Here is a 20,721-nt window from a genome sequence, read left to right as displayed (position 1 = left end):
ATCCCTTTCAGGTAGCCTCATACCATTCTGGAACAGCAAACAAGAAACAGGCCGTATTACTCCGGCCTGTTTCTATTCGTATCTCTTCCAACTAAGCCGCCACCGGCTGGTTGCGCAGCAGGCGAATAAGTTTGGCGATACGCGCTTTCATTTCGCGGCGGTCCACAATCTGGTCGATGGCGCCTTTTTCCAGTAAGAATTCGGCGCGCTGGAAGCCTTCTGGCAGCTTTTCGCGCACAGTCTGCTCGATCACGCGCGGGCCGGCAAAGCCCACTAGCGCATTCGGCTCGGCCAGCACCACGTCGCCCAAAAAGGCAAAGCTGGCGGAAACGCCGCCCATGGTCGGGTCGGTGAGCACGGAAATAAAGGGCAGCTGCTTATCGCTCAACAGGTGCAGCACGGCGCTGGTTTTAGTCATCTGCATCAACGAGCTCAGACCTTCCTGCATCCTCGCCCCGCCGGAAGCGGCCACGCAGATAAAGGCACAGCCGTTTTCCGCAGCCTCGCGCACACCGCGCACGAAACGTTCGCCCACCACCGAGCCCATCGAGCCGCCGATAAAACGGAATTCAAAGGCAGCCACCACCACGGGCAGCCCGTCCATTTCTCCTGTCATCACCACCAGCGCATCGTTTTCACCGGTGGCTTTGCGCGCCGTGCTGAGGCGGTCGGGGTATTTTTTGCTGTCTTTGAATTTCAGAATATCGGTGGGCTTCACCTCGGCGCCGATTTCTTCGCGGCCTGTTTCGTCTAACAGCAGATCCAGCCGCTCGCGGGCGCTGAGCGGATTATGGTGGTTGCACTTGGGGCAAACTTGGTAGTTTTGTTCCAAATCGGAGGCATACAGCACTTCAGAGCAAGCCGGGCATTTGCGCCACAGGCCTTCCGGCACGCCGGATTTACCGCTGTCTTCGCGTTTGATTTTCGGGGGGAGGATTTTATCGAGCCAACTCATGGCTTGCTCCTTTGTTAATAATTGCCTGGGCAGAAGGCTACCTAGAAACGGACAACCGCCATCATAGCCTTTGCCGGCCACCGGCTCAAGTTCTAACTTTGCCAAAGTTTACGTTTGGTTTCGCGCTTTCAGGTAGCCTCAAATGGCTTCTTTCAGGCTTTTCACCAACTTGCCTGCGGCTTCGACTTCGCGGCCAGGGTTGGCTTCGATTTCTTTCACAATGCGGCTGCCGATCACCACACCATCGGCCACGGCAGCGATCTGCCGCGCACTCTCGGCATCAGAAATGCCGAAGCCCACACAAATCGGCAGCGGTACATGGCGGCGCAGCACAGCCACTTTTTCGGCTACTTCAGCAGTGTTCAGGCTAACCGAGCCGGTAACGCCTTTGAGCGATACGTAATACACGAAGCCAGAAGCCAGCTTGGCAATTTCAGTCATCCGCGCCTCGCCGGTGGTGGGGGCGATCAGAAAAATGGTGTCGAGCCCTACGGCTTTAAGCGCGTTATGCAGCGGAACCACGGTTTCAATCGGGCTATCCACTGTGAGCACGCCGTCTACGCCAGCTTCTTTGGCGGCACGTACGAATGGCGCATAGCCCATTTTGTGAATCGGGTTCAGGTAGCCCATCAGCACCACGGACGTGCTTTGGTTGCTTTGGCGGAAACGGCACACGGTTTCCAATACATCTTTCAGGGCGACTCCGTTTACCAAGGCACGCTCGGCGGCACGCTGGATGGTGGGGCCGTCCAACACCGCGTCAGGAAACGGCACGCCAGCTCGATAATATCCGCGCCATTGGCGGCCAGGCCGCGCATCAGCTCCAGTGTGGTTTCAAAGTTTGGGTCGCTGGCGGTGATGTAGGCAACCAAGGCTTTATGTGTATCGTTTTTTTGAAAGACTTGTTTGATTCTACCAATGATTTCATCCATATCTAAGGCTGCCTGAAAACCAAATAAAGGTTTCAGGTAGCCTTTGGTTTAATTCTTCAACGACTGCACCGGTGCGGGGATGCGGCCGCCGCGCGCGATGAAGTTCGCACACGAGCCCGTCTTGACCGGCATGATTGGCGCGTAGCCGAGCAGGCCGCCGAATTCGACGCGTTCGCCCACGCCTTTGCCCGGTACGGGGATGATGCGCACGGCGGTGGTTTTGCTGTTGATCATGCCGATGGCGGCTTCGTCGGCGATGATGCCCGCAATGGTCGCCGCCGGGGTGTCGCCCGGCACGGCGACCATGTCGAGACCGACGGAGCACACTGCCGTCATCGCTTCGAGTTTGTCCAGGGTGAGGACGCCGCTGGCAGCGGCGGCAATCATGCCTTCGTCTTCGGAGACGGGGATGAAGGCGCCGCTCAGGCCGCCGACGGCGGATGAGGCCATCATCCCGCCTTTTTTCACCGCATCGTTCAGCAGGGCAAGGGCGGCGGTGGTGCCGTGCGTGCCGCAGACGCTGAGACCCATCGCTTCGAGAATGCGGGCGACGCTGTCGCCGACGGCAGGGGTGGGCGCGAGCGAGAGGTCAAGAATGCCGAAGGGGATGCCGAGGAGCCGCGCCGCTTCCTGACCGATGAGTTCGCCGACGCGGGTGATTTTGAAGGCGGTTTTTTTGACGATTTCGGCGATTTCGGTGAGGTTCTTGCCGTCGCAGTGTTGCAGCGCCGCCTGTACCACGCCCGGCCCGGAGACGCCGACGTTGATGACGGCGTCCGCTTCGCCTGCGCCGTGGAAGGCGCCTGCCATGAAGGGGTTGTCTTCGACGGCGTTGCAGAAGACGACGATTTTGGCGCAGCCGAAGCCTTCCGGGGTGATGGCGGCGGTGTGCTTGATGGTGTCCGCCGCGAGCTTGACCGCGTCCATGTTGATGCCGGCGCGGGTACTGCCGATGTTGATGGAGGCGCAGACGATGCCGGTCATGCGCATCGCTTCCGGGATGCTGGCGATCAGGACGCGGTCGGCGGGCGAGAGGCCTTTGTGCACCAGGGCGGAGAAGCCGCCGATAAAGGAAACGCCGATGGCTTTGGCCGCCTTGTCCAGCGTCTCTGCCACGCTCACATAGCTGTCCGCCCCGGTCGCGGCGGCAATTTGCGCAATCGGCGTGACGGCAATACGCTGGTTGACGATAGGCACGCCGTATTTGGCGGAGAGTGTTGTGGCAGTCGTGACCAGGTCTTTGCCGATACGGGTGATTTTGTCGTAGATGTTGCGGTTGAGCTGTTCCAGGTCAGGACTGATGCAGTCGTGCAGGTCAATGCCGATGGTGATGGTGCGCACGTCAAAGTTTTGCTCGGACACCATGCGGATGGTTTCGAGGATTTCGGTAAAGCGAAGGGACATTTTCAGGTAGCCTTTTTATATTGTTGGATTAAATTTTGAATTTGACATACATATTTCTATGGGTTCCCTCAACACTTTTACGCATCTGGTATGCGAATATCTCTGGGTATTTCCTCACTTCAGGCTACCTGAAACATATTCCCTGCCTAAAATACTGTAATCGCGGCGAAGAGCTTTCAGGTAGCCTGCAAATTAAATCCGGTGCATAGCGTTGAACAACGCTTCGTTTTGCATGCGAATATCCAAGCCCAGCTTCTCACCGGCTTGGGCAAACACGCTCAGCATTTCTTCGCGGCTTTGCGGGCAGCGGCTGGTATCCATCAGGATAATCATGGTGAAATATTCGCCCATGAGCTGCTGACTGATATTGAGGATGTTGATTTGATGTTCGGCCAAGAGTTTGGATACGTCGTAAACGATGCCGATGCGGTCTTTGCCGATAATGGTGAGTATGGAATGGGGGTTAGGCTGGGGCATAGTCATTCAATTTCTGTTTGAAAATTTGAGGCCTTTGCGAAGTGCCACTCTGCGGTGTGTTCGCAAAGGCCTCCTAGGATATGGGCATGCATAGAACGGTAGCCGTGCTCAATCATCCTGTTGGCCGTTTTCGGCATTGGCCACCATCTGTTCGGCAGCTTCTTGGGTGAGGGCGGCGAAACCGGCAGGCAAATCCAATGCTTCCAACGTGGTTTTGCTGGTGGGTTTGTCGGCCATCTCGGCAAATGCCTGACGCAGGGCTTCTTGCTGTTCGGCAAAATCGGGATGCAACACCACCATATGCGTTACGGCGGCAAAACTGCTTTCCTGCAACACGCGCAGTTGCTCAAGCGTACGCTTGCTCATGTGGGCATAGGTACTGGCCAGGAAGAAGCCGGCCTGTGCTTGGCCTCTAATCAGGGCAGAGGCTGCCTGGGGAAAGGTAGCGGCTTCTTCAATTTTAAGCTGTTCCACATCCAACCCGGCCTGTTTCAACAAACGCAGGCCAAGGCAGCGGATATCGGGATTGGGGCCGGTTTTAATCAACGCATCAGCCGGCAAATCTTCTATTTTTTGATACTCTGATTCGGCGGATACGGCCACTACGGCTTCATCGAATTTATCTTTCAAACACACCAGTGGCAAATAGCCTTTGTCTTTAATCAGTGCCACGGCATCAAAAGCATTGGCATAGAGCATATCCATTTTGCCGCCCTCGGCTAACTCCTGTATTTCTGCAGCATTAGCAGGCAGATGCAAATGGATGGAGAGTTCGGTTTCGCGCTGCAAATGACTGCTGAGTAGATACCAATGGCTAAAGTGGTCGGGCAGGTAGTCCGGCGCCACCACAAAGTTGATTCCAGCTTGTTGCACCATAAAACTTTTTCCTTGTTTTTGCTGGGTAATTCCTGTATTCACAACAAATGAGAATGTGTATTTGTGTTTCAAGATTGGATTGAGGCTACCTGAAAACTTAGAAATTCAAACATCAACTGCATTCCAAGCGCCCTACCCTTATCGCTCCAAAACAGCGGGGGCGAAAAGAGTCATTATCGTTCTAATGTAATTATCTTACCACCTTTACCTACGATAAAAAACCACCTATATAGGTGATTTTTTGCTTGGCATGGATTTGAGAGAAGCAGCATCAGGCAAGGGTTTGCTGCCAATATTGATTCTCCACCACCACATCAAGTGTGTATACCCAACACCATACGGCAAAGGCTACCTGAAAATGCAAAAAGAGCCGGCTATTTTAGCCGACTCTTTGAAATTTGGTGGAGGTAAGCGGGATCGAACCGCTGACCTCTTGCATGCCATGCAAGCGCTCTACCAACTGAGCTATACCCCCCAATTTGGTGGCGAATCAGGGACTCGAACCCCGGACACAAGGATTATGATTCCTCTGCTCTAACCAGCTGAGCTAATTCGCCACTTCTTCCAGAAGGCGCGTATTATACGGCTTTCTCAAATTCTGTCAAACCCCAAAACACACTTTTTTGCTATAGTTTGATTTATATGGATAACTATTTTTCACACTGCTTTTCAAAACTCAAACAAGCCAGTATTTCACTCGCCAGCCCATTTGATGTATCAACCCGCAAACTGTTTCTTCATGCGCTCACGCCGCTCCTGCGCTTCCACCGACAAAGTGGCAGTAGGGCGGGCGAGCAAGCGCTTGAGGCCGATGGGCTCGCCGGTATCGACGCAATAGCCATATTCACCTTCATCAATCTGACGCAGCGAGGCCTGAATTTTGTTCAACAATTTACGCTCACGGTCGCGGGTGCGCAACTCCAGCGCATATTCTTCTTCCTGCGTGGCACGATCAGCCGGGTCGGGGGCAGCTTCATGGTTTTGCAGATGGCCAGTAGTGTCGGCCGCCTTTTGAATCAGCTCGTCTTGCAGCTTAACCAACAACTCACGGAAAAAAGCCAGCTGATCAGCATTCATATACTCCTCTTCCGGGCCTTTCCAGTTGATGATGTCTTGCTCGGTTAGTTTTGCCATGAGTTATCCTTTTTGTGAAATTCTACCAACCGCCCTTCCCGCAAGCGGCTGCTTCTTTTATAAAAGGATGAAATATAAAACAGCCGACCGCTTATGGCAAGAGCAAAAAATTCAAATGCATGATAATCGCCGGCAACCCCCAGCCAATCCAGCCCCACAGTAAAAGCGCCAACAGGCTACCTGAAAAATCCCAGCGACCGATACGCAAAAAGGCAAATGGGCGGCACAGCGGCTCATACACGCGGCTGAGCACCGCCACCAGCGGCGAATACGTCTGCGATAAAGACAGCACCATGCGCCACAACAAACCGCCCAGCAACACATAAGCTGCCGAACGCGTAAGGACAAGCGCAGCGAGCAACACATCTGCCGCTACTATCGGCCAGCCAAACATCCCCGCCGGCAGATTGAGTAGTGACAACAACAAATACAACGCTACATACAGCAGCCAAGCCGCCAAGATGCAGGCGCTGTCCAAACCGCCCAAGGGAGGAAGTAGACGGCGTAGCGGCTTCACCAGCCAGTCGCTGCTGCGGCAGCAAAACTGCGCCAGCGGGTGCATATAATTCAAACGACCATATTGCAGCAGACAGCGTGCCAACAGAAGCATGGCCAGCGCATCAGCAAGCAGGGAGACGAATTGATTAAACATACCGCCCTATTCTGCCAGCTGCTTGGCCAATTCCTGCGAACGCGCCACACAGGCAGCCACGCCCGTGCCAATCGCTTCGGCCACACCGTGCGCCTCAAAGGTTTGCAGCGCAGCATAAGTGGTGCCGCCTTTGGAAGTAACTTTTTGCCGCAAATCGGAAAACTCTTCCCCGCTCTGCTCGGCCAGCCGCACCGCACCTTGAAACGTGGCCAAACTGAGCTGCCGCGCTTCTTCCGCATTGAAACCCTGCTGCCTTGCGGCGTTTTGCAGCGCTTCAAGCAAGTAAAACACATAGGCCGGGCCGCTGCCGCTGATACCGGTAATGCGGTGCAGACCATCTTCACTATCCAGCCACAGAGTTTGCCCGCTGGCACGCATAATACGATCGGCTAATTCGCGGTCGGTCGCAGATGCGCCACTGTCGGCAAACAAACCGGCCACGCCCTGCCCCACCTGCGCTGGAGTGTTCGGCATGATGCGCACGATGCGGCGCTTGCCGCCCAGCCAGCGGCTCAAGGCCGCGCACGGCAGCCCGGCGGCAATCGACAACACCAGCGCGCCGCCCGTTTGCACGTTTTGCAGCGCCGCCTGCATATCTTGCGGCTTCACCGCCAACACCAATACGTCGCCCTCATTCAGCGGCGGCAGCTCTGCAGCAGTGGCAATGCCGTATTGCTGCGCAAGCGCGGCCAGCTTGTCGGCACTATAGTCGATGGCACAGATATCGAAACCGCCGGCACGGCTCATGCCTGCGATAATGGCAGAGGCCATATTGCCTGCGCCGAGAAAATAGATGGTCATGATGTTTCCTTATGTGGTGGTTGGAAAGTTTCAGGTAGCCTCACCTAGCTGCCGACAGGCTACCTGAAAACCTATCTGCATCTTTTCAGGTAGCCTGTTGCCTACCAATATGCAAACGGATATTGCTCATACAGCCCCGGCGCGATGGCATCCATCCGGGTTTTGAAAGCATCCCGTATCGGCCGGCCGGGTTCCGGTTGCGTGTCGAGCAGCCTTTCAAGCTCTTGCAGGAGGAAGGCTGTTTGCAGGAAGGGAACGAATCCGATGCCCATATCGGCAAACCGCGCCTCGGCTTCATCGTATTCGCCTTGGTCGTGATCGTAGAACAGGATGCTTCCGCTCTCTTTGCCGATGAACCAGGTATCGCCCTGCCCCGCATCGCCGATCAGCCAATACTGCGCGGCCACATCGGGATAGTCGCTGCTCAAGCGGCGGTTTTCGCCAAGCGCGGTCGGGTAATCCCAAAGCCGGATACCGGGCGTGATTTCCACGCTTTCGCATTGCTGCACAAAAGACAGATACGCCGCAGGCAAAGGCAGCAGTTTGTCCAAACGCTTCACCGCAACTGCACGCTTGGGCAGCCTGGCCATGATTTGTTCTGCAGAAAGTGGGGTAAACATGTTTCCAATTCCCAAGCCGGCTTTGGAAGCCTAGAGGCTACCTGAAAGCTTTATTCACTATAATCCCGCTGCCCGAAAATGGCGCTGCCGATACGTACATGGGTGGCACCGCAGGCGACGGCGGTTTCCAAGTCCTCCGACATGCCCATCGAGAGCACGTCCACATCCAGCCCCTGCGCCTGCAGGAAGTTCAGCAATTCATTCATGCGGCCAAACTGCTGGCGCAATTCTTCTTCGCTGCTGCCCAGCCGTGCCACGCACATCAGGCCGCGCAGCTTCAGCCGGGGCAAAGAGGCTACCTGAAAAGCCAGCTCGCGCAGCGTTTCCTCTTGCGGTGGCACGCCGTGTTTGACGTCTTCGCCGCCGATGTTTACTTCAATCAGCACTTGCAGCGGCGGCATAGTTTCCGGCCGCTGATCGCTCAGGCGGCGGGCGATTTTTTCGCGGTCGATGGTGTGCACCCAATGGGCGCGTTCGGCGGCGATGCGGCTTTTATTGGATTGGATATGGCCGATGATGTGCCAACAGATGTCGGGAATATCGGCCAGCTCGCTGCTTTTCTCTTCAAATTCCTGCAGATAATTTTCGCCGAAATCGCGCTGTGCACTTTTTTCGCACAACAGGCGCACATCGGCGGCGGGGAAGGTTTTGCTCACCGCAATCAGCTCGGGCTCGGGGCGGCCTGCCGCTTCGGCGGCAGCCCAAATGCGGGCGCGCACGGCGTGCAGGTTCATGGTCAGCACTCTCATCATCATTTTTCCTTTTCATCAAATAATTCGCCGGGAATTTTGCACACGGGGATAGGCTGGATTTTGTGCAGCGTGGCACGGTGCAGGCGTTGGTAAATCTCGAACACTTCGCGTTCGCGGCCGGCAAATTCTTCGGCGTGGCGGCCGGCTTCGCTTTGCGCCATCGCCCATTCCAGCTCGGGATAGCTCGCGCCCATCTGCCGCTCGTCGGTGCGCTCTTCGTCCCACAGCCCGTCGGTGGGCGCGGCTTGGCGGATGGCGGGCAGCACCGCCAAGGCTTCGGCCAGGGTGTATACCTGGGTTTTGAGCAAATCGCCGATGGGGCTTAAATCCACGCCGCCATCGCCGTATTTGGTGAAAAAGCCTACGCCGAAATCTTCCACCTTATTGCCCGTGCCCGCCACCAACAGGCCGTTGATTTGGCCGTAGTAATACAGCACGGCCATGCGCAGGCGGGAACGGGTGTTGGCCATGGCCAGATTTTTATTGGCGGCAACAGTGTCGGCCACGCTGTGCTCGAACTGCTCGAAAGTGGGCGTTAAATCCAGCGTTTGGCTGCGCACATTGATAAAACGGCGCTGCAAATCGGCGATGTGTTCGTTGGCCCGCTGCAACTGATCAGCCTGTTGGCGGATAGGCAGCACCACGCACAACACGTCCAGCCCGCTGTGCGCACACAGGGCAGACACCACGGCGGAATCAACTCCGCCGGAAATGCCCACCACAAAACCTTTTGCGCCCGCGCGCACGGCATAATCGGCCAGCCAGCGGCTGATGTGTCGGATAACAGCTTGGGTTTGCATCATGTTTTCCTATTTTGATGAGCCGCCAACGCATAATTCATTAGCAGCCTGTTGGATATACGTTTTCAACGAAGCCAGGCAGGCTTCATCGGCAATCTTTTCATTCTCTTCCAAATAATAATATCGCCTCAGCGAATCGCTCACATCCACCCTACCTTGCAAAGTTGCCCGGTTTAGCTCCATTTCGAGCACCACTTCATCGTTATCGTCATTTTTCAGGTAGCCTTTCCGCAACAGCAGGCTGAGTAGAATCCTTATCGCACGCGGGCGCACAAAAATATCCGCATCACTTTTCAGCACCCGAACATCGGCCGAAAGCTCATCGCGCCATTTGATGATGTGTGCCAACAATTCTATCTCGCCCATTTGCCATCCTTCGCTCGGTTGCACGGCAGCGGATAATATATCGCCAATCCGCCCAAAAGCCAAATAGCAAGCCCGGCCCGGCAATCTGCTAAAATTCCACAGAGGCTACCTGAAAACTAAAGCCTCACCATAATAACTAATGAGCACCACAAATTTCTGCATAGAAATTCAAACCGGAAGCAAACAATGGAAACCCTCCGCACCGCCCGCCTTATCCTCCGCCCATGGACACTCGCCAACGCTGCCGCGCTCTACGCGCAAGCCCAAAACCCTAAGATAGGCGCCATGTGCGGCTGGCTTCCGCACAAAAGCGTGGCAGAAAGCCGGGAAATTATCGAAAATATCCTGCTTAAGCCCCATTCCTTCGCCATCTGTCTAGCCGACCATCAACTCATCGGCAGCATCGGCCTCCTCTTCCCACACGACAGCAATTTGCCACTGGCCGCAGGCGAAGCCGAAATAGGCTATTGGCTGGGCGAAAGCTTCTAGGGCCAAGGCTATGCCACCGAAGCCCTGCAAGCCATGATTGCCTATTCTTTTGAAAAACTAAGGCTAACCCGCCTATTGGCCGGCGCTTATCAAGAAAACATCCCCTCAAAATGCGGCTTCCGCCACCAGCAAACCATAAAGCACTTCTTTTCCAAGCTCACCGGCGAAACCCACACCGCCCTGCTATACGCGTTAGCCGCCGCCCCTATTTTCAGGTAGCCTCTATACACACAGCAAAGGAACCCCATGCGCAATCAGCCTCCGCAACAAATCCGCCTGCAAGCCGGCCGCCAAGGCCTCGTATTAGTTTACCCTGATGCCGAATATACCCTGCCCGCCGAATACCTGCGCGTGTATTCCCCCAGCGCCGAAGTGCGCGGCCACGGACGCAGGCAGGCCAAACTGCAAACCGGTAAAGCCGGCATCAGCATCACCGACCTGCAGCCCGTCGGCAACTATGCCCTCAAAATCACCTTCTCCGACGGCCACGACAGTGGCCTCTACAGCTGGGGCTACCTGTATGAATTGGCAAGCGGATACGCTACAATGTGGCCCGATTACCTGCGCCGCCTTGAAGAAGCCGGCGCCTCCCGCGAACCTACCGAACCAACCCTTGCTATCCCGAAAGGAAAGAAATGTCCGCATTAAGCCGCACCCTCCCCGCCCTCATCGCCGCCTCCGTTTTGCTGCTGGCCGGCTGCGACTTTATTGCCAATAAAGCCGCCAGCAACGTAACCGAGCAAGAAGCCAAAGACGGCTTTATCGAAGGTTGTGTCAAAGGCGCACTCGATCCGCAAGCCTTCAAACGCCAATTGAGCCAAGCAGAAGCCTCCAAGCTCTGCCATTGCGCCTACGACACCGCTTCCGCCCAATACACCGACCGCGAAAAGTGGAAACACGACCTGATTCGTGCCGGCCTATCCCCCAACGACCAAAACCAGGAAATCTTCCAAAAACTGGTGGCCGGCCTGCAAAGCTGCGCCACCAGCCAAAACCTGATGTAACCAGCCTAAAGGCTACCTGAAAGCACCATAATGCCCGATAAGCAAACCCATTTCGGCTACCGCACCGTAAACGAAAGCGAAAAAGCCGCCAAAGTGGCCGGAGTATTCCATTCTGTCGCCAAAAAATACGACGTCATGAACGACGTGATGTCCGGCGGCCTGCACCGCGTGTGGAAACACTTCACCCTCACCACTGCCCGCGTGCCCAAAGGCGGTAAAGTGCTCGACATTGCCGGCGGCACGGGCGACCTCTCGCGCGGTTGGGCCAAACGCGTGGGCAAAGACGGCGAAGTCTGGCTCACCGACATCAACTCCTCCATGCTCGGCGTGGGCCGCGACCGCCTGCTCAACGAAGGCCTGCTCCTGCCCGTGGCCGTGTGCGATGCCGAAAAACTGCCCTTCCCGGATAACTATTTCAACCTCGTTTCCGTATCCTTCGGTCTGCGCAACATGACGCACAAAGACGCTGCCCTCAAAGAAATGCACCGCGTGCTCAAACCCGGCGGTACGTTGCTCGTACTGGAGTTTTCCAAAGTGGCCAAGATGCTCGCTCCGGCCTACAGCCTCTACTCCTTCAAGCTCCTGCCGCTCATAGGCAAACTCATCGCCAAAGATGCCGACAGCTATCAATATCTGGCCGAATCCATCCGCATGCATCCCGATCAGGAAACCCTCAAACAAATGATGCTCGATGCTGGTTTCGACAGCGTGGACTACCACAATATGAGCGCCGGTATCGTGGCTCTGCATAAGGGTGTGAAATTCTGATTGCCGCTCGCAGGTTGTAAAATAAAAGGCTACCTGAAAACGAAAAATATTTCAGGTAGCCTCTTGATACAAAATTCACTCAACAAACAATAAAAAATCCTGCATGGCTCATTCATACCATGCAGGATTAACTATTCATTATTCTTTGGTGCCCAGAAGAAGACTCGAACTTCCACACCCGTGAGGATACCAGCACCTGAAGCTGGCGCGTCTACCAATTCCGCCACCTGGGCTTTGCTTTAATCGAACTTTGCGGTAAAGAGCATTGCTCTTTATGCAAGAAGAGCGCATTATAGCGCCAATTTCCCACTTGTCAACATAATATATGAAGAAGAAAACCTCGCTCCGCCTGCAAGACCCTTATCTGCAACGGGAAACGCAACGCTACGAACACCCCCTGCCCAGCCGTGAATGGATTACCGAAATGCTGGAAGACAGGGGTGTGCCACTGAAAACCGAATCTTTAGCCATCCTGCTCGATATTGCCGAGTACGAAATGCCCTTTTTCGAACGCCGCCTGACTGCAATGGCGCGCGACGGGCAAATCCTGATTAACCGGCGTGGCATGGTATGTGCCGCCGAAAAACTCGCACTCGTGAAATGCCGCGTTGAAGCGCATAAAGACGGCTTCGGCTTTGCCGTGCCGCTCACGCCCGACGGCCAGGGCGACTTCGTGCTGCCCGCCCGCCAGATGCGCGGCCTGATGCACGGCGACACGGTAACCGTGCGCCCCGCTGGCACCGACCGGCGTGGCCGCCGCGAAGGCCAGGTGCTCGATGTGATCGAACGAGCACAGAAAACCGTTGTCGGCCGGCTCATGATAGAGCGCGGCATCGCCATGCTCTCGCCCGAAGACAGCCGCCTGCCCGACAGCATCCTGCTCGAACCCGATTCGGTGGGCAAGGCCAAGCCAGGCCAAGTGGTGGAGGCTCAAATCGATGCCTACCCCGACGCGCACCGCCCCGCCGTGGCCAGCGTGGTAGAAATTTTGGGCAACTATGCCGACAGCGGCATGGAAATCGAAATTGCCGTGCGCCAGCATCACCTGCCGCACCAATTCTCCGCCGCCTGCGAAAAAGCCGCCGCAAAAATCCCTTCCACCGTGCGCAAAACCGACCTGAAAGGCCGTGAAGACTTGCGCGATTTGCCACTGGTAACGATAGACGGCGAAAGCTCGCGCGATTTCGACGATGCCGTGTATGCCGAGAAACAAGGCCGCAATTTCCGCCTGGTGGTGGCCATTGCCGACGTGAGCCACTATGTGAAGCCTCAAGATGCAATTGATGCCGATGCGCTGGATCGCGCCACCAGCGTGTATTTCCCGCGCCGCGTGATTCCCATGTTGCCCGAAAGCCTCTCCAACGGCATCTGCTCGCTCAACCCCGATGTAGACCGCTTGTGCATGGTGTGCGACATGGTGTTCACCTACGCCGGCAATCTTAAATCCTACCGTTTCTACCCCGCCGTGATGCGCTCCCACGCCCGCCTCACCTACACCCAAGTGTGGGATTGGATTGAAAACGGCAGCGACAACCCGCTCAAGCCGCACATCGATACCCTCTACAAACTCTATCAAATTCTGCTCAAAAAACGCCACCAGCGCGGCGCGATGGAGTTTGAAACCACCGAAACCGAGATGATTTTCGACAAGCAGGGCAAAATCAAACGTATCGTGCCCGTGGTGCGCAACGAAGCCCACCGCCTGATCGAAGAATGCATGCTCGCTGCCAACGTGTGCGCTGCCGAATTCCTGCTGAAACACCAGCATCCCGCCCTATTCCGCAACCACTCTGGCCCCACCCCGGAAAAGCTCGCTACCCTGCGCGAGCAGCTCGGCCTGCTCGGCCTTACCCTCGGCGGCGGCGAACAGCCCACCCCGCTGGATTACGCCGCACTCTTCGCCCAAACTGCCGAGCGCCCCGACCGCGAGCTGATTCAAGTGATGCTCCTGCGCTCCATGCAGCAGGCCATGTACGAGCCGGATAACAGCGGCCACTTCGGCCTTGCCTACCCCGCCTACACCCACTTCACCTCCCCCATCCGCCGCTATCCCGACCTCCTAGTACACCGTGCCATCAAAGCCGTGCTTTCAGGTAGCAGCTACAACCCCGCCGAAAACTGGAGCGCACTGGGCATCCACAGCTCTCAATGCGAGCGCCGTGCCGACGAAGCCAGCCGCGACGTGGAAAACTGGCTCAAAACCTACTATATGCAAGACAAAGTGGGCGAAGTATTCAGCGGCACAGTCAGCGGCATGGCCGGCTTCGGCCTGTTCGTTACCCTCGACGACATCCACATTGAAGGCCTCGTCCACATCAGCGAACTGGGCGAAGACTACTTCAACTATCGCGCCGAAACCATGAGCATCGAAGGCGAACGCAGCGGCTTGCGCTTCAGCATGGGCGACAAAGTTGTGGTTCAGGTAGCCCGTGCCGACTTGGATACCCGCAAAATCGACCTTATGCTCATCAGCAGCGGCAGCCTGCCTGGCAAAGGCAAAAAACCTACCACCAAAGGGAAAACCGCCACAGCAAAAGGAAGAGCCCGCCGCCCAGCCTCAGCCGGCAAACCTGCCACCAAAAACAAGGCCAAAGCCCCCGCTGCTCCGGCTAAGAAAACCCGCAGCCGTAAAAACAGCCAGCCAGCTCAGGCTGCCCAGCCCCAAGCCAAACGCAAGCCCCGCACCCGCAAAAAAAGCGGCTGAACTTTGAAAGAGGCTACCTGAAAACAAAAAGGCTACCTGAAAATGTATTTCCACTTTCAGGTAGCCTTTTCGGCCTGATATAGCAAGCCAAATTAACCTTATAATACAAACAGTGAGCCGTAGATAGTACAGAAGTATAGCAAGGAGAACCAACGCTATAGCGAAAGTTAAGTTGGTTTGCTCTAGATGAAACATTACTTCAGCGCAGCTGAGGCTACCTGAACAAGACAAAACCCGTTTGCACAAGCAGACGGGTTTCATTTTTCAGGTAGCCTCAAATATTAGTGGCCATATCAAAGTATGGACGGCTAATCCGCTTTCTTGCATCGCTGCAAGCTAGGCTCAAGCCAACATCGTTTTGCGGACAAGCTATCCATACCTTCAATCACGCCAGCACATTGGCCAGCAAGCTCTGCCCGAGGTAGCCGCCCTGCTCCGCGCCGGGCAGGGTAAAGAAGTAGCCGCCGCCAAAGAGGCTGATGTATTCTTCCAAAGGCTCGAAGTCGAGCAGTTTCTGCACAAAGATGAAGCTGTTGACGAGGTTGGCCTGGTAGCAAATAAAAAACTGCCCTACCACCAATACGGATAATACGGCCGATACATCATCCACTCCAACTCACGCCGCCGCTCGCGCCGCTCCAACATTTCCAGCTGCTGCCGATACACCAAATTCTCCCAAGCCATCCGATAACAAGCCTGAAAAGACGGTTCCGCAATCCGCTGCCGGTATTCTCGCTGCAACTTAGGCTTCTCAGCATCCGCCACCCCCAAGTAATCCTCCTGCTGCAAAGCCAACAGCTCAGCCGTGCGCCGGTCGCACTGCGCCGCCAGCGCCACCGCCGTCTGCTTCATCTCCCGCTCCCTTGCCGCCTCATAGGCTGCACGCTGTTGCGGCGTCATCGCACAGCCCGCCAGCAGCAGGCCGGCAAAGGCTACCTGAAAAAGTTTTGCCAACATCATCTCCTCCTTAAACCAATGTTTAAGCAACAAATTAATCATACACCATTCCATAGCCGCCACAAACCGCCCCGCCAAATTTTCAGGTAGCCTCACCCGCCAATCCGTTATAATCCCACCCCTCACTATTTCATAAACACCCCCAAACACCATGTTTGCCCAAGCCCGCCAACACCTCCGCACCCCGCGCGACCTCCTGCGCTTCTGCACCAGCCGCTTCAACCAAGCCCGCCTCAGCTTCGGCCACGGCAGCGATAACGCCCACGATGAAGCCGTCTACCTCATCCTCCACACCCTGCACCTCCCGCTCGACACCCTCGAGCCCTATCTCGATGCCGCACTCCTGCCCGAAGAAATCGACGCCATACTCAGCCTGGCCGAACGCCGCGTCAACGAACGCCTTCCCATGGCCTACCTCACCCGCCAAGCCTGGCAAGGCGACTTCGAATTTTATGTAGACGAACGCGTGCTCATTCCCCGCTCCTTCATCTACGAACAACTCGGCGAGCCCATCGCCCCGTGGACAGGCGACAGCAACCAGATCCGCCGCGTGCTCGACCTCTGCACTGGCAGCGGCTGCCTCGCCATCCAAGCCGCCTGCCACTATCCCGAAGCCCAAGTCGATGCCGCTGACCTCAGCCACGAAGCCCTCGCCGTGGCCGCCATCAACGTGGCAAACTACGGTCTTGAAGATCGCGTCCGCCTGATTCAAAGCGACCTCTTCACCAACCTTTCCGGCAATTACGACCTCATTATCTCCAACCCCCCTTATGTAAACGCTGAAAGCGTCGCCGCCCTGCCCGCCGAATACCTGCACGAGCCGGAAATGGCACTCGGCAGTGGCGAAGACGGCCTCGACGCCACCCGCCAAATCCTCCAACACGCCCCCCGCTTCCTCAATCCACGCGGCGTATTGCTGGTGGAAATCGGCTACAACCGCGAAGCCCTCGAAGCCGCCTTCCCCCAGCTCCCCTTCTTCTGGCCCAAACAAAGCGACGGCGGCAGCAGCGTTTTCCTGCTCACCCGCGAGCAATTATTGGGCGAAGAGTAGGCAAAGCTGCCTGATCCCATCCGTTGCGAAAGGCTACCTGAAAGCTTCAATCCATTTTCAGGTAGCCTTTAATCATGCCCTATCATCCAACTTCTCCGCCACACCCCCGCATATAGCTAAAATACCCCACTTCATACATATAGCTGGCTATAAATATAAGGCTACCTGAAAATTTCAGGTAGCCTTTCCCCTCCCAACACGCATCGTTAAGCTGCCAAACGCAACGCCTCGCCCAAACCGGTACGGCGGTGGTTTTTGCGTTGCACAGCGGCGGCTAGGGCGCTCATCTGGCCGGCGTAGCCGAAGCGGCGGCGGGCGCGGGTGATGGCGGTGTAGAGCAGGGTGCGGTCGAATAGGGCAGAATCGGCTTCATCGCCCAAGAGCCACACTTCTTGGTATTCCGAGCCTTGGCTTTTGTGTACGGTCATGGCGAAGGCGGTATCGTGCGCGGGCAGACGGCTGAGCGATACGGCACGGAAACCGCCGGCATCGGGGAAAAACGCAGCCAGCCCATCGCCGTGCGGCAGCACGATGCCGATGTCGCCATTGAACACTTTCACCGCATAATCGTTTTCCGCCACCATCAGCACCTGCCCGGCAAACCAGCCCTGTTCCGCCGCTCTGCCCTGCGCAGCCAGGAGCTTGCGGTATTCGTGGTTGAACTCCGCCGCCTGGCTGCGCCGTGCGGCCAGCACCACCAACTGCTGCTGGGCGGTGAAGCAGGCCACCGGGTCGCCGCTGCTTACCGCCTGCCAATAGGCTTCGTGCTGTTTGGCAAATCGGCGTGCCAAGGCGGCAGGGGTTTCAGGTAGCCTGAATAAATCGTCGGTGAAGCGGGCAAACGCAGCTTCGGCAGCAGCAACCTCGCCGCTCACCACGGCCTGCGCCAGTGCGCCCACGCCACGCTGCGGGTCGAAACGGTGGCTGTATTCCAGCCGCGCCACATTGCCGGCCAGTGGCGGCGGGTTCTCCCGCACCTCAAACGGCACGCCTTCGGGCAGCCATTCTGCCAACTTAGCGGCTTCTTCGGCAGTGAGCACGGTGGGCTGTGCCAGTACGGACAATACAGCACCGATGCCCACCGGCGGCAGCTGGTTTTCATCGCCCAACAAAATCAGGCGGCCATGCTCGGGAATGGCACACAATAATTGGTGCAGCAGCGGCAGATCCAGCATGGAAGCCTCATCGGCCACCACAATATCAAATGGCAGCGGCTGCTCGCGGTCAAATTTGCGGCGGCCAGTGGTGTTCAGTTTCAACAAACGGTGGACAGTTTGTCCTTCCAATGCCGTTAAATGCTGCAACACCTGCTCGCTACCCACCTTAAAGCCACTCAACGCGCGGTGCAGCGAACGGGTCATGTGAGCGGCAGCCTTACCGGTGGGAGCGATGAGCGCAACGCGCGGCATCTCGGCCGCATTGGCACACAGCAGCGCCAACAGCTTGGCCACGGTGGTGGTTTTGCCCGTACCCGGCCCGCCGGTGACCAGCATCAGCGGTTGTAACACCGCCAGCGCGGCAGCCAGCCGCTGCTCGTTATGCCCGGCATCGGGAAACCAATCGCACAAACGCTGCCGCAGCCCGGCATTTTCAGGTAGCCTCACCCGACCGCGGGCAATCCGCCGCAATTCGGCAGCCACACTGCGCTCCAGCGCAAACAGTCTGCCGCTAAACAGCCGCCGCCCGCGCAATACCAAAGGCGTGAAGTCGCTGCCATCGCCCACCACCGGCGCGGCCTGACGCAGCGCATCCGCCTCTTGCGGCGTAAGCGTGATGTAGCTGTGGCCGCCCTCTTGCGCGGCAAACAGTTCGTCCAGCAGCGGCAGCACCGGCGCGGCAGCCTGCGGTGCCAAACGCTGCAACATTTCGGCAGCGGCTTGGGCGGCGAAGTAGCGATATTCGATCATAGCGGATTCTTTCAGGTAGCCTACAGGTGGCACAGGCGGCAAATAGGTGGTAAAACCAAGCATGAATTATAGGCGTTGAACACATGCGTTCCAACCTTGAAATTGCTTGTATCGGGGTACGGATGTCCCCATGCACCAAAGAACAGATAATACACTTCAGACTACCTGAAAATCGTTTTGCCCTGCAGGAATACGGACTGGTACACCCACGCCCCATTAGCTTGCTATTCTCATTCAAGATAATTTGGCTAAAGCCACGTTTCAGGTAACCTCCCATCCACTTATCAGACAAAATGTACACAAAATTAAAACTGTCGCATTCTTAAGGTAATCTTTATCTTTAATTTTCTTGCAATTTTTAGACATTCTGTGCATTATCATCTTAAAATCACACCAAGGAATTGACCAATTAACGCACAACCCCTCTACGACAAACTTTGGAACAGCCATATTGTCCACAAATCGGAAGCCTGTACCGTCCTCCTCTTATCGACAGCCACCTCGTTCACGAAGCAACCAGCCCGCAGGCTTTTAAAGGCCTGAAAATAGCCGGACGCAAGCTGTGGCGCATCGACAGTGTGGTCTCCACCGCCAACCACAACACGCCCACCGACTATTGGGACGAAGGCATTAAAGACCCAATTCCCAAACTGCAAGTGAACACTTTGGACAAAAACATCAAAGAAGGCTTGGTGGCCGTGGGCCAAATCACAATCGATTATTTGCAAGGCCGAAAATTCTCCCCCAAAGGCGCGGATTAGGACAAAGCTGTTGCCTACTGGCGCAAGCCGCAGGTAACGTGGGGCACGTCGCCCGAAATGACACTGGGCGTGGACGGCAAAGTGCCGAATCCTGCCAACAAAGCCGAGGCGGTGAAACGCGCAGGCATGGAGCACGCCTTAGAATACATGGGCTTGGCCGCCGGCACGCCACTGAACGAAATCCCCGTGGATGTGGTGTTTATCGGCTCGTGTACCAACAGCCGCACCGAAGATTTGCGCGAAGCCGCCGCCGTGGCCAAAGGCCGCAAAAAGGCAGATAACGTGAACCGCGTACTGGTCATGCCCGGCTACGGCTTGGTGAAAGAGCAGGCCGAAGTCGAAGGCTTGGACAAAATCCTCACCGACACGGGCTTCGAATGGCGCGAACCAGGCTGCTCGATGTGCCTTGTCATGAATACCGACCGCCTCGCCCCGCAAGAACGCTGCACCCCCACCTCCAACCGCAATTTTAAAGGACGGCAGGGCAACAGCGGCAGAACGCACCTTGTCAGCCCAGCAATGGCGGCGGCCGGGCATTTTGTAGATGTACGCCAACTGGCTTGATGATTTTAAACTCCTAATTGAAGCTGCATTTTCAGGTAGCCTCCGGCCTCGTTAAAAAGCTACCTGAAAACGATGTCTTGGCAGAGCCAAGGCTGAGTTTCTGCAAAGCTAAAACGAAGTTAAAATATCCCACTCCCAGCCACACCGAATAATTGATTGGAAACCCATGAAACCTCTCTTCAAAACCACTCTCCTCCTCGCCACCCTTTGCCCTACCCTAGCCACCGCCGAGCCTATCGCCTCGCCCACACCAGAGCAGTGCCGCACCGTGCTGAGCGAATTTGCCATGTTTGAAGCCTTCATCGCCGCCTGCCCGCGCATTGCCCGTGCCGAAATCGACACGCGCACTCGCCTAAACAACGTTTACGAAGGCTTTGCCCGCTACGGCGAATGCGGCAAACAGATTGAAAACGAACCCATTGCCTCCATGCTGAGCGAACACCCAGCCATCCGCCTGCTTGGCCAAGACGGAAAACGCCGTCCCAGCAGAGCCGAAACAGATGCCTTCTGCCGCCGCCACCGCTCCGATCTCACCCGCATCGTGCTCAAATACAACCCCGGCCGCAACCGTTAAGTCGGCTCCAAATCTACAAAGACTACCTGAAAACGCCATCTTTGCGGAACCAAAACCGGGCCTGCAAAACTAAAAAGCCGGTTTTAACGAAGCATAAAGTAAAATCCGATAAATTCCGGCTAAATCAGCCGTCATACCCGCCATTTTAGCCGATAATGAAGCCGTACAAACCA

The 20,721-nt window shown here is 56.3% G+C and carries 19 protein-coding genes, 3 tRNA genes and 4 pseudogenes; 8 read left to right on the top strand and 18 right to left on the bottom strand.

The window, feature by feature from the left end; translation table 11 throughout:
- Positions 1 to 91: 91 nt before the first annotated feature.
- From accD to EZJ17_RS02920, 14 genes and pseudogenes are all read right to left on the bottom strand, one after another.
- Positions 92 to 955, bottom strand: a complete 864-nt coding sequence (gene accD, locus EZJ17_RS02985; RefSeq protein WP_067442502.1) for an acetyl-CoA carboxylase, carboxyltransferase subunit beta — start codon at positions 953 to 955, stop codon at positions 92 to 94.
- A gap of 138 nt (positions 956 to 1,093) precedes the next feature.
- Positions 1,094 to 1,875 (bottom strand): annotated as a pseudogene (gene trpA, locus EZJ17_RS02980) (tryptophan synthase subunit alpha).
- 60 nt (positions 1,876 to 1,935) lie between these two features.
- A complete protein-coding gene (locus EZJ17_RS02975; RefSeq protein ID WP_067444533.1) occupies positions 1,936 to 3,291 on the bottom strand; it encodes a PFL family protein in 1,356 nt (451 codons plus the stop codon).
- A gap of 192 nt (positions 3,292 to 3,483) precedes the next feature.
- Positions 3,484 to 3,768, bottom strand: coding sequence for an ACT domain-containing protein (locus tag EZJ17_RS02970; RefSeq protein WP_067442614.1), 285 nt, complete (start codon positions 3,766 to 3,768; stop codon positions 3,484 to 3,486).
- A 108-nt stretch (positions 3,769 to 3,876) separates the two neighbouring features.
- Positions 3,877 to 4,644, bottom strand: coding sequence for a PhnD/SsuA/transferrin family substrate-binding protein (locus EZJ17_RS02965; RefSeq protein ID WP_067442507.1), 768 nt, complete (start codon positions 4,642 to 4,644; stop codon positions 3,877 to 3,879).
- A gap of 399 nt (positions 4,645 to 5,043) precedes the next feature.
- Positions 5,044 to 5,119: transfer RNA gene (locus tag EZJ17_RS02960), tRNA-Ala, on the bottom strand.
- A gap of 5 nt (positions 5,120 to 5,124) precedes the next feature.
- A tRNA-Met gene (locus EZJ17_RS02955) sits at positions 5,125 to 5,201 on the bottom strand.
- A gap of 160 nt (positions 5,202 to 5,361) precedes the next feature.
- Positions 5,362 to 5,778, bottom strand: coding sequence for an RNA polymerase-binding protein DksA (gene dksA, locus EZJ17_RS02950; RefSeq protein WP_067442509.1), 417 nt, complete (start codon positions 5,776 to 5,778; stop codon positions 5,362 to 5,364).
- A gap of 91 nt (positions 5,779 to 5,869) precedes the next feature.
- Complete coding sequence (locus EZJ17_RS02945; protein WP_067444530.1) at positions 5,870 to 6,430, bottom strand: YggT family protein; 561 nt, start codon at positions 6,428 to 6,430, stop codon at positions 5,870 to 5,872.
- A 6-nt stretch (positions 6,431 to 6,436) separates the two neighbouring features.
- Positions 6,437 to 7,231 carry a pyrroline-5-carboxylate reductase gene (proC, locus tag EZJ17_RS02940; RefSeq protein ID WP_067442513.1) on the bottom strand — a complete coding sequence of 265 codons (795 nt, stop codon included), beginning with the start codon at positions 7,229 to 7,231 and terminating at the stop codon, positions 6,437 to 6,439.
- A gap of 101 nt (positions 7,232 to 7,332) precedes the next feature.
- A complete protein-coding gene (locus EZJ17_RS02935) occupies positions 7,333 to 7,851 on the bottom strand; it encodes an SMI1/KNR4 family protein (RefSeq protein WP_067442515.1) in 519 nt (172 codons plus the stop codon).
- Positions 7,852 to 7,901: 50 nt separating this feature from the next.
- The gene (locus tag EZJ17_RS02930) at positions 7,902 to 8,600 is read right to left on the bottom strand and encodes a YggS family pyridoxal phosphate-dependent enzyme (RefSeq protein ID WP_067442616.1); all 699 of its coding nucleotides are present in this window, start codon (positions 8,598 to 8,600) and stop codon (positions 7,902 to 7,904) included.
- A gap of 2 nt (positions 8,601 to 8,602) precedes the next feature.
- Positions 8,603 to 9,403, bottom strand: a complete 801-nt coding sequence (gene nadE / locus EZJ17_RS02925; RefSeq protein WP_151086547.1) for an NAD(+) synthase — start codon at positions 9,401 to 9,403, stop codon at positions 8,603 to 8,605.
- Positions 9,404 to 9,412: 9 nt separating this feature from the next.
- Complete coding sequence (locus tag EZJ17_RS02920) at positions 9,413 to 9,769, bottom strand: hypothetical protein (RefSeq protein ID WP_067444527.1); 357 nt, start codon at positions 9,767 to 9,769, stop codon at positions 9,413 to 9,415.
- A 186-nt stretch (positions 9,770 to 9,955) separates the two neighbouring features.
- Between EZJ17_RS02920 and EZJ17_RS02915 the strand changes: the two are divergent.
- The 4 genes and pseudogenes from EZJ17_RS02915 (at position 9,956) to ubiE (ending at position 12,030) form a co-directional block, all read left to right on the top strand.
- Positions 9,956 to 10,477 (top strand): annotated as a pseudogene (locus tag EZJ17_RS02915) (GNAT family N-acetyltransferase).
- 27 nt (positions 10,478 to 10,504) lie between these two features.
- Entirely contained in the window at positions 10,505 to 10,906 is a 402-nt protein-coding gene (locus tag EZJ17_RS02910; RefSeq protein ID WP_067444525.1) for a gamma-butyrobetaine hydroxylase family protein, read from the top strand.
- Positions 10,894 to 11,262 carry a hypothetical protein gene (locus EZJ17_RS02905; RefSeq protein WP_067444522.1) on the top strand — a complete coding sequence of 123 codons (369 nt, stop codon included), beginning with the start codon at positions 10,894 to 10,896 and terminating at the stop codon, positions 11,260 to 11,262. Before EZJ17_RS02910 ends, EZJ17_RS02905 begins: the two co-directional genes overlap by 13 nt.
- A 30-nt stretch (positions 11,263 to 11,292) precedes the next feature.
- Positions 11,293 to 12,030: a bifunctional demethylmenaquinone methyltransferase/2-methoxy-6-polyprenyl-1,4-benzoquinol methylase UbiE gene (gene ubiE, locus EZJ17_RS02900; RefSeq protein WP_067444519.1), complete on the top strand. Its 738-nt coding sequence runs from the start codon at positions 11,293 to 11,295 to the stop codon at positions 12,028 to 12,030.
- A 146-nt stretch (positions 12,031 to 12,176) separates the two neighbouring features.
- Here ubiE and EZJ17_RS02895 read toward each other — a convergent pair.
- A tRNA-Leu gene (locus EZJ17_RS02895) sits at positions 12,177 to 12,263 on the bottom strand.
- A gap of 92 nt (positions 12,264 to 12,355) precedes the next feature.
- On the opposite strand from EZJ17_RS02895, the gene rnr reads away from it, so the two are divergent.
- A complete protein-coding gene (gene rnr / locus EZJ17_RS02890; protein WP_067444516.1) occupies positions 12,356 to 14,734 on the top strand; it encodes a ribonuclease R in 2,379 nt (792 codons plus the stop codon).
- A 385-nt stretch (positions 14,735 to 15,119) separates the two neighbouring features.
- On the opposite strand, the pseudogene EZJ17_RS02885 reads toward rnr, so the two are convergent.
- Together EZJ17_RS02885 and EZJ17_RS02880 are read right to left on the bottom strand one after the other, a co-directional pair.
- Positions 15,120 to 15,314: pseudogene (locus EZJ17_RS02885) on the bottom strand (deferrochelatase/peroxidase EfeB); the annotation flags it as partial.
- Positions 15,305 to 15,733: a hypothetical protein gene (locus EZJ17_RS02880; protein ID WP_151086082.1), complete on the bottom strand. Its 429-nt coding sequence runs from the start codon at positions 15,731 to 15,733 to the stop codon at positions 15,305 to 15,307. The gene EZJ17_RS02880 and the pseudogene EZJ17_RS02885, both read right to left, overlap by 10 nt.
- 109 nt (positions 15,734 to 15,842) lie before the next feature.
- Here EZJ17_RS02880 and prmB point away from each other — a divergent pair, with 109 nt between their 5' ends.
- The gene (gene prmB / locus EZJ17_RS02875) at positions 15,843 to 16,742 is read left to right on the top strand and encodes a 50S ribosomal protein L3 N(5)-glutamine methyltransferase (RefSeq protein ID WP_067444510.1); all 900 of its coding nucleotides are present in this window, start codon (positions 15,843 to 15,845) and stop codon (positions 16,740 to 16,742) included.
- Between the two features lie 206 nt (positions 16,743 to 16,948).
- Here prmB and recD read toward each other — a convergent pair whose 3' ends face one another.
- Positions 16,949 to 18,649: an exodeoxyribonuclease V subunit alpha gene (gene recD, locus EZJ17_RS02870; protein WP_067445026.1), complete on the bottom strand. Its 1,701-nt coding sequence runs from the start codon at positions 18,647 to 18,649 to the stop codon at positions 16,949 to 16,951.
- Between the two features lie 408 nt (positions 18,650 to 19,057).
- On the opposite strand from recD, the pseudogene EZJ17_RS02865 reads away from it, so the two are divergent.
- Positions 19,058 to 19,974 (top strand): annotated as a pseudogene (locus EZJ17_RS02865) (aconitase family protein).
- 166 nt (positions 19,975 to 20,140) lie between these two features.
- A complete protein-coding gene (locus EZJ17_RS02860) occupies positions 20,141 to 20,548 on the top strand; it encodes a hypothetical protein (RefSeq protein ID WP_067444507.1) in 408 nt (135 codons plus the stop codon).
- Positions 20,549 to 20,721 lie beyond the last annotated feature (173 nt).

It is taken from the genome of Eikenella exigua (assembly GCF_008805035.1).
GTDB classification, from domain to species: domain Bacteria; phylum Pseudomonadota; class Gammaproteobacteria; order Burkholderiales; family Neisseriaceae; genus Eikenella; species Eikenella exigua.
Note: the sequence above shows the minus strand (reverse complement) of the source record. Positions and strands in the feature narration are given on the sequence as shown.

What these genes read in the sequence shown, in the direction of transcription:
- EZJ17_RS02930 (WP_067442616.1), bottom strand. Translation starts at nt 8,600, where the DNA reads ATGAGAGTGCTGACCATGAACCTGCACGCCGTGCGCGCCCGCATTTGG.
- recD (WP_067445026.1), bottom strand. Translation starts at nt 18,649, where the DNA reads ATGATCGAATATCGCTACTTCGCCGCCCAAGCCGCTGCCGAAATGTTG.
- EZJ17_RS02970 (WP_067442614.1), bottom strand. Translation starts at nt 3,768, where the DNA reads ATGCCCCAGCCTAACCCCCATTCCATACTCACCATTATCGGCAAAGAC.
- rnr (WP_067444516.1), top strand. Translation starts at nt 12,356, where the DNA reads ATGAAGAAGAAAACCTCGCTCCGCCTGCAAGACCCTTATCTGCAACGG.
- dksA (WP_067442509.1), bottom strand. Translation starts at nt 5,778, where the DNA reads ATGGCAAAACTAACCGAGCAAGACATCATCAACTGGAAAGGCCCGGAA.
- prmB (WP_067444510.1), top strand. Translation starts at nt 15,843, where the DNA reads ATGTTTGCCCAAGCCCGCCAACACCTCCGCACCCCGCGCGACCTCCTG.
- EZJ17_RS02935 (WP_067442515.1), bottom strand. Translation starts at nt 7,851, where the DNA reads ATGTTTACCCCACTTTCTGCAGAACAAATCATGGCCAGGCTGCCCAAG.
- EZJ17_RS02965 (WP_067442507.1), bottom strand. Translation starts at nt 4,644, where the DNA reads ATGGTGCAACAAGCTGGAATCAACTTTGTGGTGGCGCCGGACTACCTG.
- ubiE (WP_067444519.1), top strand. Translation starts at nt 11,293, where the DNA reads ATGCCCGATAAGCAAACCCATTTCGGCTACCGCACCGTAAACGAAAGC.
- nadE (WP_151086547.1), bottom strand. Translation starts at nt 9,403, where the DNA reads ATGCAAACCCAAGCTGTTATCCGACACATCAGCCGCTGGCTGGCCGAT.
- EZJ17_RS02910 (WP_067444525.1), top strand. Translation starts at nt 10,505, where the DNA reads ATGCGCAATCAGCCTCCGCAACAAATCCGCCTGCAAGCCGGCCGCCAA.
- accD (WP_067442502.1), bottom strand. Translation starts at nt 955, where the DNA reads ATGAGTTGGCTCGATAAAATCCTCCCCCCGAAAATCAAACGCGAAGAC.
- proC (WP_067442513.1), bottom strand. Translation starts at nt 7,231, where the DNA reads ATGACCATCTATTTTCTCGGCGCAGGCAATATGGCCTCTGCCATTATC.
- EZJ17_RS02905 (WP_067444522.1), top strand. Translation starts at nt 10,894, where the DNA reads ATGTCCGCATTAAGCCGCACCCTCCCCGCCCTCATCGCCGCCTCCGTT.
- EZJ17_RS02860 (WP_067444507.1), top strand. Translation starts at nt 20,141, where the DNA reads ATGAAACCTCTCTTCAAAACCACTCTCCTCCTCGCCACCCTTTGCCCT.
- EZJ17_RS02975 (WP_067444533.1), bottom strand. Translation starts at nt 3,291, where the DNA reads ATGTCCCTTCGCTTTACCGAAATCCTCGAAACCATCCGCATGGTGTCC.
- EZJ17_RS02880 (WP_151086082.1), bottom strand. Translation starts at nt 15,733, where the DNA reads ATGATTAATTTGTTGCTTAAACATTGGTTTAAGGAGGAGATGATGTTG.
- EZJ17_RS02945 (WP_067444530.1), bottom strand. Translation starts at nt 6,430, where the DNA reads ATGTTTAATCAATTCGTCTCCCTGCTTGCTGATGCGCTGGCCATGCTT.
- EZJ17_RS02920 (WP_067444527.1), bottom strand. Translation starts at nt 9,769, where the DNA reads ATGGGCGAGATAGAATTGTTGGCACACATCATCAAATGGCGCGATGAG.